The sequence below is a fragment of the Fictibacillus sp. 7GRE50 genome, assembly GCF_015903875.1.
GTDB classification, from domain to species: domain Bacteria; phylum Bacillota; class Bacilli; order Bacillales; family Fictibacillaceae; genus Fictibacillus; species Fictibacillus phosphorivorans.
Genome location: NZ_JACZDW010000013.1, coordinates 1 through 18245 on the forward strand (window position 1 = coordinate 1; position 18245 = coordinate 18245).

Consider the following 18245-nt stretch of genomic DNA (forward strand, 5'->3'; position numbering starts at 1 on the left):
CCATTAGGGAGAGGTGCTTTTCATCAAGTTCAGGTTTCTCTTTCTTTGTTTGATCTGAATCAAAGGCTCGTAGTGCCTTAACATGTTCTGGCAGCATCATTGCTGTCCACTTAACATTTCCACGATCACGTATCATAGTAAATCCCTCCGCACAATTCAATCCTTTCTATATATTATACGAGAATATATGTTCGTTTAATAATGAATTTTTAATAATACTATCGTTGCAATAAATTCATGAATTTCTTTATGGGATTTAGTCCCCAAAATGCGGATTTACAGCGTTAAGGCAAGTAACATATAAAACAGCTTTATTTTAAACCATATTGACTGTATGACAATGGTACTATTTGTTAGAATAGATATAAATATACTCAGAAAACGTATTGAGTTGAATATAGAAAGAGGAGATCGCATGGATGGTAACTTAGAGCAACTAAGAGATGCTTACCATGATAATAAAGTAGTCCCTTTTATCGGAGCAGGGTTATCAGTGCCATTCAAAATACCGACATGGGGAGATTTAATAAGGGCTATTACTGATAAATATGCTAAGGACAATATAGAGGTAATGCTACGAAGTGTTGTCGATTGGCATCTTGAGAGTAATGATTATTGGGGTGCAATTGATGAGATAAAGAAATATGCAAGATTAGCAGATCAAGATATTCAAAAAATGATAGTGACATTAATAAAACGAAATAAAGAACATGTTAAAGATGACAACTTACACAATTACTCTGATTTGGCGAAGATGAAATTCAAACTTCATCTGACAACAAACTATGAAAATCTTTTATATGAACATTTAAAGAGTGATGAAGTTCCTATTTTACTTAAGGAATTAGATTTTAGTACTCAAGATATGTTTGATGAAAAGCGAATTTGTCATCTTCATGGTTATACAGCTAATCCGGGATCAATTGTTATTAGTAGAAGCAGCTACGAAGCTCTTTATAGTAATGAAAAGTATGGGGAATTGTTAAAAGCGGTTACTAGTAGTAAAAACCTATTGTTTATGGGTTTTTCTTTTGATGATAAGTTCGTAAGTAATTTAATTAAAGATTACAAGCAGTATCTTAATGGGATACATTATATTCTTCTGGCCAATCCTACTAATTCCAGAATGAGGGAATTACGTGAAGATTATGGTTTAATTACTATCCCTTATGAAACGGAAGGTTCCACACATGTAGCTCAAATAAGAAAAATACTGAATCAAATAGCTGAGCCACAGGTAGAGGATAAAATAAACGGATTTCCTAATGGATCAGATGGTACGCCTATGGGTTCTGCAAGTTCTGTTGTTCTCGGAGCGGGATTAGCGCATTTCAAAAAGAATGTAAAAGGTAACTTGTTCTACAAAAAACTAAAGTTAGAGAACATCGATGAGTCTATTATCGAATTAAGTTCAATATTTTATGTGGCGTCCGAGGAATACATGCGAGCATTGAAACAAGCGGGTATGTCTTTAGACGTTATTGGTGCCATATTGGGTAAGGTGTTTACCAAATATAAAGAACGTTATGTTGATACATACAAAATATATGGAAACAGTGAACAGTTTTTAACAGTTATTCATGAAAGTTTAGAGGAGTTTGACTTTGGAAGATATGCAGTGTTATTTGAAGATAATAAGTCAGATGAAAACGAGAATAGGGGTTTAATTCACCTTTTAGCCGAGGATGAAACAATGGATGTTTGGTGGGGAAAGGAGCGATTCAATGAGCAACCTGACCAATAAAAATACATCAGTTCCTCCTTCCATTGAACTTTTATTCAATAACGAAAAGTTAGATTTGGTGAAGACACTTTGCCTAATGTATGCTTTTTCGCTAAAGGCCAAGAAACGTAGAAAAGTATCGGAAATCATGTTTTATTACAGCCTTGTCAATTTTGATCTGATCAAGTTATTTGAGACTAGCGAAGAAAATAGGAACGGTTTATCTCCATCGCCCAATTTATATTTCCGCTTTGAAACAAAAATTAATGGGATTCTTCTGAATATGTCACACCTTCAATTTATAGACCTAAAGGGGGATCTAACCAAAAAGTTAGACGAGATAACAGTCCAACTGACTTCAACAGGCATAGAATTTTTTGAAAAAATGGATTCCGAATTCTTCTCGAATTTAAAAGAAGAGTATGCAAACGCTTTTGAAAAAGTGGCTTTTTCAGCTAATAATCTAAAAGTGATGAAGGGGGTGCATCAGTGAGCTCTATATTCATAAATAAATTAGTTATTCAAGGAATGTCATATAAAAGGACTATTAGTTTTAATGATAAACTTACTATTATAAGTGGAGATAAGACATCGGGAAAATCTTTGGTTCTCAGCTTGATTGACTATTGTTTGGGTAAGAAAAGTAAAATTGATTTAACAGTTCAAAAAGAATTGGATGCATATTGTGATCAGGCTTTCCTTGAAATAAAAATTAATGATGAAACGATCACTTTAAACCGGCTGTTGAAAGAGAGACAGACTAAAATCAGTATTTATTTCTGTGCTTTTGAGGATTTAGATGAGTATACTCCAAAAACGCTAGGGATTAAAGAAGTAATGGAATTCTTGATGAGAAAGCTGAACATCAATGAATACAAGATAATTAAACATCAAAAGCATAGCAATAAAAAGGAATTAGAAACCATATCTTATCGTGATATTTTTAGGTATGTTTACATAAATCAGCATGTACTGGGGACTAACAACTTTTTAGAGAACAATGATCCATTTAAACGCTACAAAAACCCTCATGCCTTCAAACTGATGTTTAACCTGGTAGAAGTGGACAAAGATGCGTTAAATGAACAATTGGTGAGTACTGAAAATGAAATTGAGAAAACGAGCAAGGAAATATCTGGGTTAAACTCATACTTAAAAGACAAGGATGCTGAGGATCGTATTCAGTTGCAGGCAAAGTCTGAAAGGTTTAACAAAAATATCGAAGAGCAAAAACAAGCCAAGATAGTGGTTATACAAAACAGCAAATCCAATAACAATAATGAAAACGAAATGTATATTAAGCTGAAGAAGGATTTGGAAGAGATAGCTAATGAAATATATGATTATCAGCGTGAAAAGAAACAACTGCAGCTATCAATCAATTCTAAAAAAATGTTGGTGGAAGAGTACAAGGTTGAACAAGCAGAAGTAAATGCAACATTAGAAGTGAATTACGAACTAGTGATTTCGGATCAAAATATTGAATGCCCTCTTTGTAATTCTACAGTACAAAATCATACGCATGAACAGCATAAAAAAACCAATCCGGAAAAGATGCTACATAACGTGAAAAAAGAAATTACTAACAAAATCACATTGGTCACAAATTTACTTACCAATGAAATAAAGAGTATTGAAGAAATAGACAAGAAAATTAAAAGGTTGACGAGGAAGCAAGCTATATTTGATGAAGCAATCCTTGAATTTGTTAAAGAAACTGATGTCCCGTTTCTCTCTCAGATTGATAGCATAAATAGCATGATAAATAGGCTTATTAAAGACCATGAAATGGTTAAAGAGGGATTACGAATTCATCATAAAATTGATGAAAAGAATAAGCACATTGCTGATTTAGAATCTACAGTAATTCGCCTAAAAGGAGAACTAAAGGCACTGCAAGTAAGTGAAGACTATCGAGAAGAGGTCTTTAAGTTTCTTAATACCCAGTACAAAGATTTCATGACAAGATTGAAATACAAGACAGATGGTGAAACCTTCATTCATCCTGAAAAGTATATTCCGTATTTTGAGGGCGCAAGTGTGTATGAACATGAAAGTGGAGGTCTGTTAGAATGTATGCAGCTGTCGTATTTGGGGTCAATTTTGAATAGCAAAACGGAAGGATACGCTCCTGGACACCCAGGCTTTTTGTTGTTAGATTCTATCAGTAAATATCTAGGTACTCTAAAAAAGGATGATTCGCAAGAACTGAATATGGAGCAAAATCAACCGCCCAATCTCTATAAAGATCAATCTGTAGAGGAGGGAAAAGGGAAAATTAACGACCCGGAAGTATATGAAGAGCTGTATGAGATTTTAATTGAATTAAGTGAAAGCTACCAAATCATACTTGTAGAAAACACTCCACCTAAAAAAGTTGATAAATATACTAAGTATACTTTCCTAAGTGGTGAAAAAGGTTTAATCGATATAGCTAAAAATGATTTTTCGGAAGAGGATTAATAAGTAACTAATTCATATGTTATTTATAAACAGGGGGCATTATTGAGTACCAACTTATGCTCCTTTTTCTTGTTTAAAATAATGTTTGATAAAAAAACCTGTAAATGTAAATATAAGTTTTTTTAAAAACACTCCAGCTAGGGTCTCATCAACATCATTTCGCACAAAACATACGCTAAGCACAAATCGACAAACATATTTATGAGTTTTTGTACGCTAAGACATTAAAAAGTTCAAAAACTCGAAAAAAAGTAGCCGGAGTTTCTTTTCTTCTTTTTTGTCTAGTTTAAATCGCCTTTAGGCGAACCTTTATTTTCTTGAGGAATTTGTTTGAAGGGGTAGCGTCAGGAAAATGCGGATTTACAACGCTAAGGAAATTCCCATACTAAAAAGCCAAATTTCTCAACATCAATTGAGAAATTTGGCTTTTTTCCGTTGCTCAGTTAAAGCGTCCTTTAGTTGTATATTTCCTGTTAATATCCCTTTTGAAGCATAACATTGTTTTCAATGATCGCACCCGATAGTTGACGCCCATTTTAGAACCTATTCTTTGATTTTCAATAAGCGTAAACTGTTTAATGTTACAAGTAAAGTTGCTCCCATATCAGCAAATATAGCTATCCAAAGTGTTAACCAACCGGGCATGACCAAAAGTAATGCCACTAATTTAATCGCCAAAGAGAAGGTAATGTTTTGCTTGATGATTGCTAAAGCCTTACGGCTTAATTTTATTGTATATGGCAATTTACTCAAATCATCAGACATTAAGGCGATGTCAGCCGTTTCTAAAGCTGTATCAGTTCCAGCACCACCCATTGCTACACCAACGGTAGATGCCGCAAGGGCTGGAGCATCATTCACGCCATCTCCGACCATCCCCACACTTTGATGTTTTTCTCGAAGTTCTTTAATAAAATTAAGCTTATCTTCTGGAAGTAAGTCAGCTTTAATATCCGAAACACCAACTTGTTTTCCGATGGCTGTTGCCGTTCTTTGGTTATCGCCTGTTAGCATCACTGTTTCGATTCCCATATTGTTCAACTTGCCGATAACTTCTTTAGACGATTCCCTCATTTCATCGGCTACGGCAATAAACGAAAGAATTTCTTTTTCTGTTCCTAACACCATCACCGTTTTACCTTGAGTTTGCATATCGGCAATTTTTTCTTTCCTATCGCTTGAAATGCTTCCGTGTAATTCCTCAAAAAGATTTGGACTTCCCACATAATACATTTCATTATTTATTTTGGCTTTAACGCCTTTACCTGTAATGGATTGAAAATCCTCTACTGTTACTTCGTTGAATTTTAATCCATTTTCTTCTGCTTTTCGCATAATCGCTGAAGCAAGAGGGTGCTGTGATCCTTTTTCAATGGCTGCTGTTATGGTCATTAATTCATTTTCATTTCTACCATATGTCACAATGTCTGTTACAGCAGGAATCCCTTTGGTTAATGTTCCTGTTTTATCAAAGGCTATCGCTTTTAAGTGTCCTGCTTCTTCTAAATGGATACCACCTTTAATTAAAACACCATTTTTCGCTGCATTTCCTATTGCTGTAACCACAGCAACTGGAGTTGAGACTACTAAGGCACAAGGACAACCAACCACTAATACAGCTAAGCCTTGATAAATCCATTGGCTCCAGTCTCCGCCAAATAATGGTGGAACTACCGCAATTAAAAGAGCTAGTATGACAATAGCTGGTGTATAGTATTTTGCAAATTTATCGACAAACGCTTGAGAAGGGGCCCGTTCTGCTTGGGCTTCTTCTACCAAGTGAATGATTTTTGAAAGAGTAGTATCTTCAACTCGTTTTGTTACTTTAACCTCAAGTAACCCTTCTTCATTCAAGGTTCCTGCAAATACTTCATCATTTGTGGTTTTCGTTACTGGAACACTTTCACCTGTAATCGCAGCCTGATTTAATGTCGATGTACCTTTAACCACTATTCCATCCATTGCTAACTTTTGACCGGGCTTAACAATCATGATGTCTCCAACTTGAATATCATCAACATGAATCATCATTTCTTCATTGCCTCGTCGAATTAACGCTTCTTTTGGGGCAATATCCATTAAAGATTCAATAGATTGACGTGCTTTATCCATTGAATAACGCTCTAATGCTTCACTAATCGCAAATAGGATAACAACGGTTGCCCCTTCACCCCATTCACCAATGATTGCAGCTCCTATAATTGCAATAGTCATAAGCGTATTCATATCGAAATTTAATCTGCTTAGATTTTTGAGACCTTTAATGAATAACGAATATCCACCGATTAAAATGGACGCTGCATAACCAATTGTCGGTAGAACATGCTCTTCACCATACTGCTCTCCTAAGAACCAGCTAACTACAAGTAAAAGAGCTGATATATATACCTTAATGTTTTCTTTCTGCTTCCAAAAAGGTTCTCGTTCTACCCTTTGTTCTTTTTCATCTCGAATTTTTAAATTTTCAAATGCTCCTGCTTTTTCTAATTCTTCAATGGTTGTCGTCCCTTTAACATAAACTTTAGATGCTCCGAAATTTACTTTCGCATCCTGAACACCGGGAAGTTCTTTAACATTATTTTCAAAAATGGCTGCACAGTTAGTACAAGTAAATCCTTGAACACGATAGGCTTTCATTTCTTCTTCAGACAGTTTTGCTTTCCCACTAGACATTGATCTTCACCTCTTTCTTATGTGCCAATGCAATCATCATAATTTGTCTGATATGCTCATCATCTAATGAATAAAATGCAAGTTTTCCCTCTTTTCGAAACTTAACAATCCCTTGCTTATGGAGCGTTCGCAGGTGATGAGAGGCATTTGCAACCGTAACACCTATAATATTTGCTATATCACACACACACAGTTCGTCATCTTGACATAAAGCATAGGTAATTTTTGCTCTATTTTCATCTGCAATAGCTTTTAACATTTGGGCAACACTAGAAATATCTACTGTCTGTAAATTACCTTGTATTCGATTGACCTTTTCTTCGTCATAACAATAAATTTCACAAGTATCTTTCTTAATCACATTCTCACCCCAATATCATTCAAGTGTTTATTTGAATATAGTATAACCATTTTTAATAATTCATTCAAGTGTTTGTTTGAATGAGTAAAAAAATTCATAAAAAAAGAATTGGAGTACCCAATTCTAATAACAAAATAACCAAACTGCATAAGACTTTAAGTACATAACATTATCTGGCCAATTAATGGAATAGGACTGAACTATTTGTTCTCTTCCGATAGCTTTCTATATAATGAAGCCCTAGACACATTTGTAATTTCACAAATTTGATTTACAGTCATATTTCCTTCTTTATATAGCTTTACTGCATAATTCATTCCCGCATGATTTTTATGATATTTCTTTATCCGACCTTTAAACTTTCCTTCTTTCTTAGCCAGCTCAATCCCTTCACGTTGACGCATACGGATAAGATCTCTCTCTAACTGGTTAACACCAGCCATTACTGTAATTAAGAATTGGCTGTATGGATTATCCTCTGATAAATCTAGCCATGTATCCTTGAGTGATTTTAAGCTGGCTTTTTTCCTTCGTATGTAATCGATCAATTCAAATAAATCTTGTGTACTACGAGTAATTCGAGTTAAATCTGTAACATAAATGGTGTCACCATCTTGTAAGTCCTCTAACATTTTTTGAAGTTGCTCACGTTCCTTCGTTGCCCCAGAAACTTTTTCTTCGTATATAATATCCATTCCGAATTCGCTTAGCTGCTGAAATTGTCTTGAAGGGTTTTGACTAGTTGAACTGACACGTACATAACCAATTTTCCGCAAAATATCACCTCACTTTTGAGACAAGTCTTATGAGACGCTCTTAACTATGATTTTACCAGTCTACTTGTCAATTCGAGCGATAATTTGCACTTATTTTAAGTGTTATTTTGCACATTAACCTTAAAAACCCAGCTACCTTCTCATAGGAAGATTAGCTGGGTTTCTTTATAATTTTCATCCAATCATTTATAGAATTATTCTGATCTGTTTAGTATAAAAGCAACTGCTTCTTGTTCAACAATCGCCCCCGATTGTTGGATAAGAAAAATTAGGTAATTATTTCGGTATCAAAGAAACGTTCTTGAAATTCAATTAATGCTTTAATCTGTTCAGGCGAATAATGTTTATTTGAAACAATAAGTTTATCTTCAACATCGTTATTTCTCTTGGCAATTGCTATAACCTTGCCTTCAAACGCTATCAACGGTTCAAACTCTCCAACAATATATGCATCAATTTCTTCACCGTCGTCTGCCATTGTGTCCGGAATATATCCATAATTTAGAGGGTAAATAAAATTATACACGGGATGGATGGATCCTAATGGTCTATCAACTTTTATTCTTACTCTTTTATTGAGATAACTCGTTACCATAAAATAACTCCTTCCTTAACCAGACAGTTTACTAACACCTATTTAACAGAAATCATTCAATTGCCAAGTCCTCATTAATCAAAGAGTTATGCCACTCTGCTGCAACCTACCCCCGATAGCTTAATAAGGAGTGAAATGCTGCATTGTTTAAAGAAGTTGTCCGTGTAATATACGGGATAAGATAAAAACAATTCCTCCAACAATCAGTAACTTTATATGTATAGATTTACTTTTCTTTTCTTCACTTTTTTTATTTTCCCTATCTATAATCCACATATTTATGACGCTAATAAACATCAGGAAAACACCTCCGAATGCCAGTAAATAAAATAAAAACACCTGCATCAAATCACCTCTACTTCTATATTACCCAAACCCACCTATTCAACTAAAATACCCAGTTATTTGGAACAAAAAAGCAGCCTAAGTAACTTATTTTCTTGGACTAACGCACTTGAAAGAAAACCGAATCCTCCACAATCCTGCCCGATTGCTTAATACCAATTATTTCAAAATTAGGTGATTAACTCAATCTTTTATTCCATTAAAAAGGACACTTACCTTATAACAGATAAGCGCCCGATTGCTGAACAACTAATAAAGGATTAATAAACGCGTCTTCTTATTAAAATCACTCAGTGCACATATAATTCTGTTTTAAAAGGATCTATAATTGATCTTATTTTTTCTCTACATAAATACTAAAGACACCTAAGACAAATAATAAAATAACACCGAGTAAAGTCGTTGTAGACCAAGATAATCTTGGATCGAAAAGTTGAAAGAAATATGTAAACACAGGTATGAAACAGAGCGACATCATCACTAAGAACGTCTCACAATATTGAATACCTTTCTGTAATAAATACATTGGGATTAAGACACCTGCAATTGTTACAAGCAAAATCCACTGTACGTTAGTAAAAATATAGTCAATCAAAATATCGTAGGTGAAAATAAAAGATAAAAGTACGATACCATAAAAACGGTGTGTTAAAATCATAGAACTTGTCCACCCGGCCGAACTTAATAGCTTTGAATAGTTCGTACAGAGTACAGCTCCTAGACCACAAAAAACACTAGCTATTACACCTAAAATAGTATTTATATTTTGATTCATTTGAACACCAGAATTACCATTAAAGATAGAAATGATTAATAAGAAGCATGCTAACAAAGTACCCAGTGCAATTCCCCACTGCTCTTTAGCGACAATCTGTCGCTGTGTTAATGCAAGGAAGATGACAAATAATGGTCCTAACCCCATTTCAAGCGAACTAACGATTGCTGGTTCAATGAATTTCAATGCATAGTAAAATCCCATAAAGGCTAGTACAGAGGCCAAATTTAACTTAAGCAGCGATTGCCATGTTGATTTCCATTTATATTCTACCTTTTGATTTCTCGCAAAAAAGGAAAAAAAGCAAGCAGTCAAAAAGAAACTGATGCCCGTAAATACAAATGGATGCCCATTTTGTACACGGCTTGCGTAAAATACTTGACTAGTTGCAGTTAATAAAGCTGATAACAATAGCGCAATTACACCTATTGTATAAGTTCGTTTTTCAGAAATATTCTCTTTAGGCCCCATTTTTATATTCCTCAATTTCCTATGTATATATTATAAAAATCATTCTAATTTTAACATGAATATCAAATTTTTCCTCATAGGCGTTATTCAACAATCTGGCCCTAATATGAACAAAGAGCACAATTCTTGCTACAGAATTGCGCCCGATTGCGGAATAAAAAGCGCAAGAGCTGTAATGCATGTCAATAGCGTTAATAAATTACTCATTCTAAAGCTGTTTTACATCTGTACAAACAGAAAAAACCCCTCGTTGACTTTTTAAAGTCAACGAGGGGTTTGAATTATCCGGTCAATACAGGTGTAGGCGCGACCTAACACCCATTAACATAAAAAGATTAATCTTTTATTTTGCCAATAAGTTGTCAATTGTTACAAACTCATAGCCTTCTGCTCTTAATTGGTCAATCATCTGTGGTAGCGCATCAACTGTGCCTTGTAATTTGGTGTTTTGGAAGTTGTGCTGGAGGACAATTCCTCCTGGAGATTTATCCCTATGCACAATAGTAAGAATTTCCTCTGCTGATTTACCACTATAATCAATTGTATCAACAGACCACATGATGTTTTTAAATCCAAGTTTTTCAAATACAAGAGCATCAGCTGCAGTATAGTCTCCATAAGGTGGTCTTAATAAAGTAGCCTTCACTCCTGTCACCCTTTCAATGATTTCATTGGTAGATGAAATCTGTTGGATGACTTGAGCAGTATATAGTTTGGATAATTCAGGATGATTCCATGTATGGTTTGCAATGGTATGACCATCATCTACCATCCTTTTAGCCAACTGCGGAAAATAAGAAACTTGCTCTCCAACTACAAAAAACGTAGCTGGTACACCTTTTTCTTTTAATATATCTAAAATTTGAGGTGTAATAATTTTGTCTGGACCATCATCGAAAGTTAAGGCAATTTTCTTTTCCGTTGTATCTCCTTTTTCGATAGCGATTGGCTTGTTCTCTACTGGAGTGTTTGTTTGAATATAGGTTCGATTGATTTTTGAATCGTAGGTAACTGTCATGCCTAATTTTTGTGCAGTTACCAATAATGGAATGTATGGACGACCATTGATAACAGTTGTTGTAATAGCATGGTACTCGCGAATCCACTTATTTTTTTCTTTCACGTAGTAGTCCATGTATGCCTTTTCCAATGGGAGAGCAACAATATTATTTCTCTCAACAGCAATAGAGTTGTATTTCTCATTCTTGTCAACAGTAGCACCTGTGTGCTTGAAGAATAGATCTGGTACCATAACACGGCCATTTTGCATATAGTAGGTCGTCTTAATGAGTTGACCATCCACAGAAAAATAAGCAGATGAAACTGTAGCAGCCTTGGCTGGCGCTACTCCAAAAAGACCAGTTATGATGAAGGAAATGAGAAGAATGGCCAAAATTGTTCTTTTCCCTTCCAATTTGCTAACTTTAATCATTGAATCCCCCTGTGTGTTTTTCTTTTTCTTACAGAAAGGATTTTACCAACAAAACATAAATTACAAAACAGTTTTTTATTGGAAATAATAGAGAGCGTCATAAGAGTATGAGCGATAATATTATCACTGCAGATAATTTCCGAGAGGCTAACTAGAAGGATTCTAAAAAGCTCTTTAATTTTTCACACTCTCAATAACATAAAAAATCCAAATAAGTTATTACTTGTTATTCCATTATCTGGCCCGATTGCGGAACAAAATTTTAAAAAAGTTCTTTATCAAAAATGCAAGCTGCCAATATTTCTTAAACCCAATTATTTGTTACAAAACTCCTCCCTTTTCTGAACACGCTTGTATTTGATTAGAAAGGGTCTCCTTTTTATTGGTTTGAATGTAATAAAACTCTGTTCATCATTCTATGTTCAATAACCTATTGATTTTCATCTTATGGTACAATTAAACCAGATCAATAATAAGAAAGAGTGATAATTGGTGTTAATTGGATATGCACGTGTGTCAACAGGATTACAAAATTTAGATTTACAAAATGATGCGTTAACGAAACATGGTTGCATGAAAATTTTTCAGGATAAGATGAGTGGTACAAAAAAACAACGTCCCGGTTTAGAGGAAGCACTTCAATATGCACGTGAAGGCGATACAATTGTCGTTTGGCGATTGGACCGACTAGGACGTAACATGCAAGATTTAATTCAAATTGTGAACAGTTTAAATGAACGAGGTGTTGGCTTTCATAGTCTGCAAGAAAACCTATCAATGGACAAGCGCAATGCAACGGGGCAATTGATGTTTCACTTATTCGCAGCGTTTGCAGAATTTGAACGTAATTTGATCGAGGAACGCTCAGTTGCAGGACGAGTAGCTGCAAGGGCGCGTGGGCGGCTAGGTGGGCGCCCGGAGAAGTATGGACCGAAAGATATTGAAATGATGAAGGCTTTGATTGAAAGTGGTACACCGATAAAAGATGTTGCAGAAAAGTGGGGCGTGTCTCGCACGACGATTTATCGCTATTTAGAAAGACAATAAATCGAAAGGGTTTGATATCTATGCCGAATGAACATCCTCCATTAACAGCTTATTCAGAAGATCAGAGACAAAAAGCTATGGATAAATACAGGTTAATCGATCCATATCTTAACAACGAGAAAAGTTTAAAAGCAATTGCTGAGGAATCAGATATCTCGATACGAACACTACAATATTGGATTAGTAAGTACAAACAATTCGGATTAAAAGGCTTGATTCGAAAAAATCGAAAAGAGTCGGGAAGTTTTAAAGTAGAAAAAAAAGTGTTGGAAGAGATTCAGAATTTGATACTTAATCACAAAGGAAACTCAGTCACTTCTATTCATAGGAAGATAGGTGAGACTTGCAAAAGGAACAACTGGAAACAACCTAGTTATTATCAAGTTTACTCTATTTCTAAATCTCTTTCACCAGGCTTAAAGAAATTAGCCTATGAAGGAAAAAAAGAATATCAAAACAATTATGACTTGATTCACCGACGAGAGGCTAATTACCCTAATGAGATTTGGCAAGCCGATCATACCCCATTAGATATTATCGTTTTAAATGAAAAAGGAAAACCAGAAAGACCTTGGCTGACAATTATTTTAGATGATTATAGTCGAGCAGTCGCTGGATATTTTTTAACCTTTCAAGCACCCTCTGCTATACACACATCTTTGGTCTTACACCAAGCCATATGGAAAAAGAGTAATCCCGATTGGCCAATATGTGGTATCCCCGAAAAATTTTATACAGACCATGGAAGTGATTTTACATCCAACCATTTAGAGCAAGTGGGAATTGATTTAAAAATCAATTTAGTCTTTTCAACAGTAGGTGTACCAAGAGGACGAGGGAAAATAGAAAGATTCTTTTTAACAGTCAATCAATTGTTCCTACAAGATTTACCGGGTTATTTGGTCAATCAAAATAGCACTTCACTTCTCACCCTTAAAGAACTAGATGAAAAGTTTGCAAATTTCATCTTATATAACTATCATCACAGGGTTCATGGTACAACAAAAAAAGAACCGATACTTGCATGGAATAATTCGGGATTTCTTCCTAATATGCCAGAAAGTTTAGAAAGTTTGGATTTACTATTATTAAATGTAGCAAAACCGAGAAAAGTTCATTCAGATGGTATTCACTTTCAAGGATTGAGATATATAGATACAAACTTAGCAGCATACGTTGGTGAAACCGTAGTAATTCGTTATGATCCTAGAGATATTGCAGAGATCCGAGTGTTTTATAAAGATAAATACTTATGTACTGCCATTTCTCCCGAAATTTCTGATTATACGGTGGACTTGAAAGACATTGTTTCTGCACGAAATAAAATAAGAAAAAATTTTAAAAAACAATTGGAACCTAAGAAATCGGTTGTAGAAGAAATCGTCATTGCAAAGCAAAAGGATATAAAGGGTCAGCCTAATATCTCTGATACAAAAAAGTCAAAACTTAAGAGGTATTTTAATGAATAAAGTGCAGAAATTTATTAAAACAAAAGAATATAAAAGGTTTGCAGAGTTTTGTGATGCGTGTATTAAATATAAATACATAGGGATTTGTTATGGACTACCTGGCGTTGGAAAAACGTTATCCTCAAGGTATTATTCGAATTGGGATTCTATTGAAAAGCAAATAGCTTATAAAAAAGCAAATGAAATTGGATTAGATGCAGATGAAAAGATTTTAGATGCAAGAACAATTTTTTATACAGCTCCAGCAGTACGGGCTACTAAAATGACTGAAGAGATTCATACTATCGGAACCAGAATAAATATGGTAAGAAGTATGTATAAGGTGATTACTAGAGGTGCAGAAGAAGAGTATTTTACAAATGCATTTGAAGATATTGACCTGATTATTGTTGATGAAATAGACCGCTTAAAAGTGCAGAATTTAGAACAACTTAGAGATATTTATGATCGAAATGACTTAGCAATGATACTAATTGGAATGCCCGGCATTGAGAAACGATTAGCTCGATATCCTCAACTCTACTCTAGAATAGGATTTGCTCATGAATTTGATAAACTTAGTAAGGATGAAACACATCATATTTTGGAGTATAAATGGGAAGAATTAGGACTGTCTATAAAGCTAGAAGATTTTTCTGATTATGAGGCAATCACCAGCATCATTAAGATCACAGGGGGAAACTTTAGGCTGATCCAGAGACTTTTCACTCAGATTGAGAGAATACTTGAAATTAATCATCTTGATACTATTACTACAGAAGTTGTTGAAGCAGCACGAGACAGTTTAGTTATTGGGATTAAATAAACATAACAGAAAGCTATCTCTTAATAATAGAAATAGCTTTTTTTATGTTTACTTATAGTGCAAAAAAGAGCTTAAAACAGGTGCAAAATAACACCTAAATTTACAATAATTTAATTATGTACCAATAGGCTTTACTCTATTGAGATTGTGAAAAAATGTACTTAAACTAACGGGGCAGTTTAGTGTAATAACAACTTGAAGCCGATTAAATAAAAACAAACATATGAGAGAATCAAGAAAAATTATTATAGACCCAAACAATGAAGTAAGGGTCTAATGTAAATCCCATGAAAGCAGTAACCTACCAAGGAATCAAGGTCTGCTTTTAATTTACCCAAACAACCAAAAAATATTATAGGTTTGTGAAAAAATGTACTTAAGCTAACGGGTGATTAACTTTTAACAAGAATACAAAAGAAAGGAGCAGGATTTTTACTATCCAGCTCCTTCTTTATTGTTAAATAGTGCAATTTTGTTTGCTAATTCGTATGTGAAACGCGTTGTTATTTGCTTTGCCTTTTTCTATTTTGCAGTTCAAATGAGAACCCGTTAGTATCGTACAGGAGTCGTCTTTTTTTACTTCATTGATACCAGAAGTAAGGTTATGGTTGATGGCAACTTTCACTTCTTGGTTAGGATCTTTTAATACTTCACACCATTTTATATCAGTTAAGTCCTAGAATGACCACATAACCCTTTCTAGGGGGTGTTGTCCCAGCAGTTTCCCCTTCAGGACATGCTTACATATACGTCTGCAATTGTTTTTTCCTATTTTGACTATCCGGGAATGATAGGATGACAACAGCAGCAACGATAAAAAATCCGCCTAATAGTTGAGTAGCACCAAACCCCACATTTAACCAAACGATAGACACAATTGCAGCAACTAGAGGTTCGATACTGGATAATAAACTTGTTTCAGTGGCGCTTAAATAATTCAGACTGCCAATATAGAGTATAAAAGAAACCGTGCCGCAGATAATTACCAAAAGCATCATCGAAAATGTATGGAGTGTTAAGGTTTGGGCCAATTGTACAACGCTAAAATCATGCTTGAAAATTAACAGCACAATGCCGCCAATTAACATACCCCAACCAATGATGACCGAGGTTCCCCACTCCTTGATCAATGAGACAGGATGGAGTGTATAGAAAGTAAAACCAAGTGTAGTTAGCAGACCAAGAATAATGGCCCTTTTCGATAGCATGACATTTTCCATTGAGCCATTTGTAATCAGGAGAACGGTTCCGGCTAAGGCTGCAATCACAGCTAGGAATTGCATCAATGTTGGTAGTTTTTTTGTCTGCCATGCTACATAAATGGTAATGAAAACAGGACCGAGAAATTGGAATAGTACTGCTGTCACTGCATTACTTACACGGATGGTTTCTATAAAAACGTACTGGGCTCCAAGCATACCCAACACACCAAAAATCATGAGTTGAATCCAAGAACGACGATTCTTCCAGATGCCAAAAATGTTTTTTTGAGTGAAATGCAACAGTCCCAGAGTGATGAATCCAGCCATAATTAATCGTACAACAAGGAAATTATTCAGAGATAATTCGCTATATTGAAAAAGCCACTGGATCATTGGTCCGGAGAGACCCCATAATGCTGCTCCACTAATTATCATCAAAAGTCCGACATATCGGGTTGTTTTCATGATGATTGCCTCCCTGCTGATAGTTTTTTAATTGTAATTAATAGGAATGTTTCCATAGATGCATTATAATAAGAGGCTGGCATGGTTTGTAGGGTCACTTTTTATTATCGGGAGGGGGTCAGATGAATGTATGAATTAACACCAAAACTTGATTCGTATAGTAAAGAACCTCAATATGTACAGTTATATAACTATATTAAGCAAGAGATTGATAAAGGGATGCTTAAGCCAAATACTAAGCTTCCTTCCAAACGAAAACTTTCTCGGTATTTAAACGTGAGCCAAAACACTGTAGAGGCATCGTACGACCAGCTTGTTGCCGAAGGATATATTGAGGGAATCCCACGAAAAGGGTATTTTGTCTGCGAAATTCAGCCAACATTTTCCGATGCTGAAAAAAATTCCGATTATATCAAGGAAAAAATCTTTAAAAGCGACGTCACTTTCGATTTCACTCAAACAGGAGTTGATCACCATTCATTTCCTTTTGCTGTTTTTCGAAAAATAGCAAATGATGTTTTGAAGGGTGAGAGTAAACATTTGCTGACGATTGGGCATCCTCAGGGAGAATATGAGCTGCGTGAAGAAATTGCCTCCTATCTGTACGAATCCCGTGGCGTCCGGACAGCGCCGAGCCAGATAATCATTGGGTCAGGAACACCAACACTAATACAACTTTTGTTTAGGTTATTAAAGGGAAGCTTGTATGCCGTTGAAGACCCCGGGTACCATAAAAGACTTGTAACCTTCGAAAAAGGACCTGAAAATGTGAAGGGAATTCCGCTTGATAATGAAGGGATCAGCATAACCAGCTTAAAGGAAAGTGGCGCTAATATTGCTTTTGTTACTCCGTCACACCAATTTCCTTGTGGAATGATAATGTCGATATCAAGGCGTAAGCAGTTGCTGAGCTGGGCTAAGGAAAAAAAGGGAAGATACATCGTCGAGGATGATTATGACAGTGAATTTCGTTATTCAGGCAAACCCATCCCTGCATTACAAAGTCTGGATTCCGATGAAAAAGTAATCTATATGGGTACATTTTCAAAAGCGTTGCTACCGTCCCTGCGCATGGCTTATATAGTTCTTCCCAAACTGTTAATGGAAAAGTACCATGAACATTACTTTCACTTCGTTCAGTCTGTGTCTCGGCTTGACCAGGAGCTCATCAAAAGATTCATGCAGGAAGGCAGCTGGAAAAAACATATTAACAAAATGCGGATTGTTTACAAAAAAAAGAGAGATGCACTCATCACAGCGCTTTCGACTCATTTCCCAAATTCAATTGAAATTATTGGCCAGGATTCTGGATTGCATCTTTTAGTCCGCATGAATAACGGTATGGTGGAAAAAGAGCTTATTGAACAGGCTGCTAAATATGATATCAAAGTTTATCCTGTATCAGATTACGGTTTAAGTGACGATCGAACCATTCTATTGGGTTTTGCAGCATTATCTGAGGAAGAGATCTTTTCAGGAGTTCACTCGTTGGCAAAAGCATGGGGAGGGTAGCACCCCTAAAAAGAAGTTTGTGAAGAAATAGACTTAAACTAATGGGTGCGTTGATCTAGGAAGGATTAAGGCACCTTTTTGCTGAAATTCTTATTAAACAAACGGGGCAGCATTCCTATAATAAAACTAAT

Annotated in this window: 15 protein-coding genes; 7 read left to right on the top strand and 8 right to left on the bottom strand. The window is 35.2% G+C overall.

Going from position 1 to position 18245, the window contains the following annotated elements; translation table 11 throughout:
• On the bottom strand, positions 1-136 hold a 136-nt coding region (locus tag IHV12_RS22105; RefSeq protein WP_197192260.1), incomplete at its 3' end, for a YolD-like family protein.
• A 279-nt stretch (positions 137-415) separates the two neighbouring features.
• Between IHV12_RS22105 and IHV12_RS22110 the strand changes: the two genes are divergently transcribed.
• The 3 genes from IHV12_RS22110 to IHV12_RS22120 are packed head-to-tail and all read left to right on the top strand — an operon-like array spanning position 416 to position 4186.
• A complete protein-coding gene (locus IHV12_RS22110; RefSeq protein ID WP_197192261.1) occupies positions 416-1744 on the top strand; it encodes an SIR2 family NAD-dependent protein deacylase in 1329 nt (442 codons plus the stop codon).
• On the top strand, positions 1725-2216 hold the full coding sequence (locus IHV12_RS22115) for a hypothetical protein (RefSeq protein ID WP_197192262.1): 492 nt from the start codon (positions 1725-1727) through the stop codon (positions 2214-2216). The genes IHV12_RS22110 and IHV12_RS22115 overlap by 20 nt, the downstream gene beginning before the upstream one ends.
• A complete protein-coding gene (locus IHV12_RS22120) occupies positions 2213-4186 on the top strand; it encodes a hypothetical protein (RefSeq protein ID WP_197192263.1) in 1974 nt (657 codons plus the stop codon). Before IHV12_RS22115 ends, IHV12_RS22120 begins: the two co-directional genes overlap by 4 nt.
• Positions 4187-4729: 543 nt before the next feature.
• Here the strand turns inward: IHV12_RS22120 and IHV12_RS22125 are convergent.
• From IHV12_RS22125 to IHV12_RS22150, 6 genes are all read right to left on the bottom strand, one after another.
• Positions 4730-6859 (bottom strand): heavy metal translocating P-type ATPase, encoded by a 2130-nt coding sequence (locus IHV12_RS22125; RefSeq protein WP_017474135.1) that lies wholly within the window; start codon positions 6857-6859, stop codon positions 4730-4732.
• Entirely contained in the window at positions 6852-7220 is a 369-nt protein-coding gene (locus IHV12_RS22130) for an ArsR/SmtB family transcription factor (protein ID WP_017474136.1), read from the bottom strand. The genes IHV12_RS22125 and IHV12_RS22130 overlap by 8 nt, the downstream gene beginning before the upstream one ends.
• Positions 7221-7420: 200 nt before the next feature.
• Entirely contained in the window at positions 7421-7996 is a 576-nt protein-coding gene (locus IHV12_RS22135; RefSeq protein ID WP_017474137.1) for a recombinase family protein, read from the bottom strand.
• Positions 7997-8264: 268 nt separating this feature from the next.
• Positions 8265-8591 carry an inorganic diphosphatase gene (locus IHV12_RS22140; protein ID WP_197192264.1) on the bottom strand — a complete coding sequence of 109 codons (327 nt, stop codon included), beginning with the start codon at positions 8589-8591 and terminating at the stop codon, positions 8265-8267.
• A 679-nt stretch (positions 8592-9270) separates the two neighbouring features.
• Positions 9271-10182: a DMT family transporter gene (locus IHV12_RS22145; RefSeq protein ID WP_197192265.1), complete on the bottom strand. Its 912-nt coding sequence runs from the start codon at positions 10180-10182 to the stop codon at positions 9271-9273.
• A gap of 343 nt (positions 10183-10525) precedes the next feature.
• Complete coding sequence (locus IHV12_RS22150) at positions 10526-11614, bottom strand: polysaccharide deacetylase family protein (RefSeq protein ID WP_197192266.1); 1089 nt, start codon at positions 11612-11614, stop codon at positions 10526-10528.
• A 492-nt stretch (positions 11615-12106) separates the two neighbouring features.
• Here IHV12_RS22150 and IHV12_RS22155 point away from each other — a divergent pair, with 492 nt between their 5' ends.
• Genes IHV12_RS22155 through IHV12_RS22165 form a run of 3 tightly spaced genes read left to right on the top strand, consistent with a single transcriptional unit; the run spans position 12107 to position 14935 of the window.
• Complete coding sequence (locus IHV12_RS22155) at positions 12107-12661, top strand: recombinase family protein (RefSeq protein WP_197192281.1); 555 nt, start codon at positions 12107-12109, stop codon at positions 12659-12661.
• A gap of 20 nt (positions 12662-12681) precedes the next feature.
• Complete coding sequence (locus IHV12_RS22160; RefSeq protein ID WP_197192267.1) at positions 12682-14130, top strand: Mu transposase C-terminal domain-containing protein; 1449 nt, start codon at positions 12682-12684, stop codon at positions 14128-14130.
• Complete coding sequence (locus IHV12_RS22165; RefSeq protein WP_197192268.1) at positions 14123-14935, top strand: AAA family ATPase; 813 nt, start codon at positions 14123-14125, stop codon at positions 14933-14935. The genes IHV12_RS22160 and IHV12_RS22165 overlap by 8 nt, the downstream gene beginning before the upstream one ends.
• A 740-nt stretch (positions 14936-15675) precedes the next feature.
• Here the strand turns inward: IHV12_RS22165 and IHV12_RS22170 are convergent.
• Positions 15676-16602: a DMT family transporter gene (locus IHV12_RS22170; protein ID WP_197192269.1), complete on the bottom strand. Its 927-nt coding sequence runs from the start codon at positions 16600-16602 to the stop codon at positions 15676-15678.
• 126 nt (positions 16603-16728) lie between these two features.
• Between IHV12_RS22170 and IHV12_RS22175 the strand changes: the two genes are divergently transcribed.
• Positions 16729-18114, top strand: coding sequence for a PLP-dependent aminotransferase family protein (locus IHV12_RS22175; RefSeq protein WP_197192270.1), 1386 nt, complete (start codon positions 16729-16731; stop codon positions 18112-18114).
• Positions 18115-18245 lie beyond the last annotated feature (131 nt).

What these genes read in the sequence shown, in the direction of transcription:
- IHV12_RS22110 (WP_197192261.1), top strand. Translation starts at nt 416, where the DNA reads ATGGATGGTAACTTAGAGCAACTAAGAGATGCTTACCATGATAATAAA.
- IHV12_RS22115 (WP_197192262.1), top strand. Translation starts at nt 1,725, where the DNA reads ATGAGCAACCTGACCAATAAAAATACATCAGTTCCTCCTTCCATTGAA.
- IHV12_RS22125 (WP_017474135.1), bottom strand. Translation starts at nt 6,859, where the DNA reads ATGTCTAGTGGGAAAGCAAAACTGTCTGAAGAAGAAATGAAAGCCTAT.
- IHV12_RS22140 (WP_197192264.1), bottom strand. Translation starts at nt 8,591, where the DNA reads ATGGTAACGAGTTATCTCAATAAAAGAGTAAGAATAAAAGTTGATAGA.
- IHV12_RS22145 (WP_197192265.1), bottom strand. Translation starts at nt 10,182, where the DNA reads ATGGGGCCTAAAGAGAATATTTCTGAAAAACGAACTTATACAATAGGT.
- IHV12_RS22150 (WP_197192266.1), bottom strand. Translation starts at nt 11,614, where the DNA reads ATGATTAAAGTTAGCAAATTGGAAGGGAAAAGAACAATTTTGGCCATT.
- IHV12_RS22160 (WP_197192267.1), top strand. Translation starts at nt 12,682, where the DNA reads ATGCCGAATGAACATCCTCCATTAACAGCTTATTCAGAAGATCAGAGA.
- IHV12_RS22165 (WP_197192268.1), top strand. Translation starts at nt 14,123, where the DNA reads ATGAATAAAGTGCAGAAATTTATTAAAACAAAAGAATATAAAAGGTTT.
- IHV12_RS22170 (WP_197192269.1), bottom strand. Translation starts at nt 16,602, where the DNA reads ATGAAAACAACCCGATATGTCGGACTTTTGATGATAATTAGTGGAGCA.
- IHV12_RS22175 (WP_197192270.1), top strand. Translation starts at nt 16,729, where the DNA reads ATGTATGAATTAACACCAAAACTTGATTCGTATAGTAAAGAACCTCAA.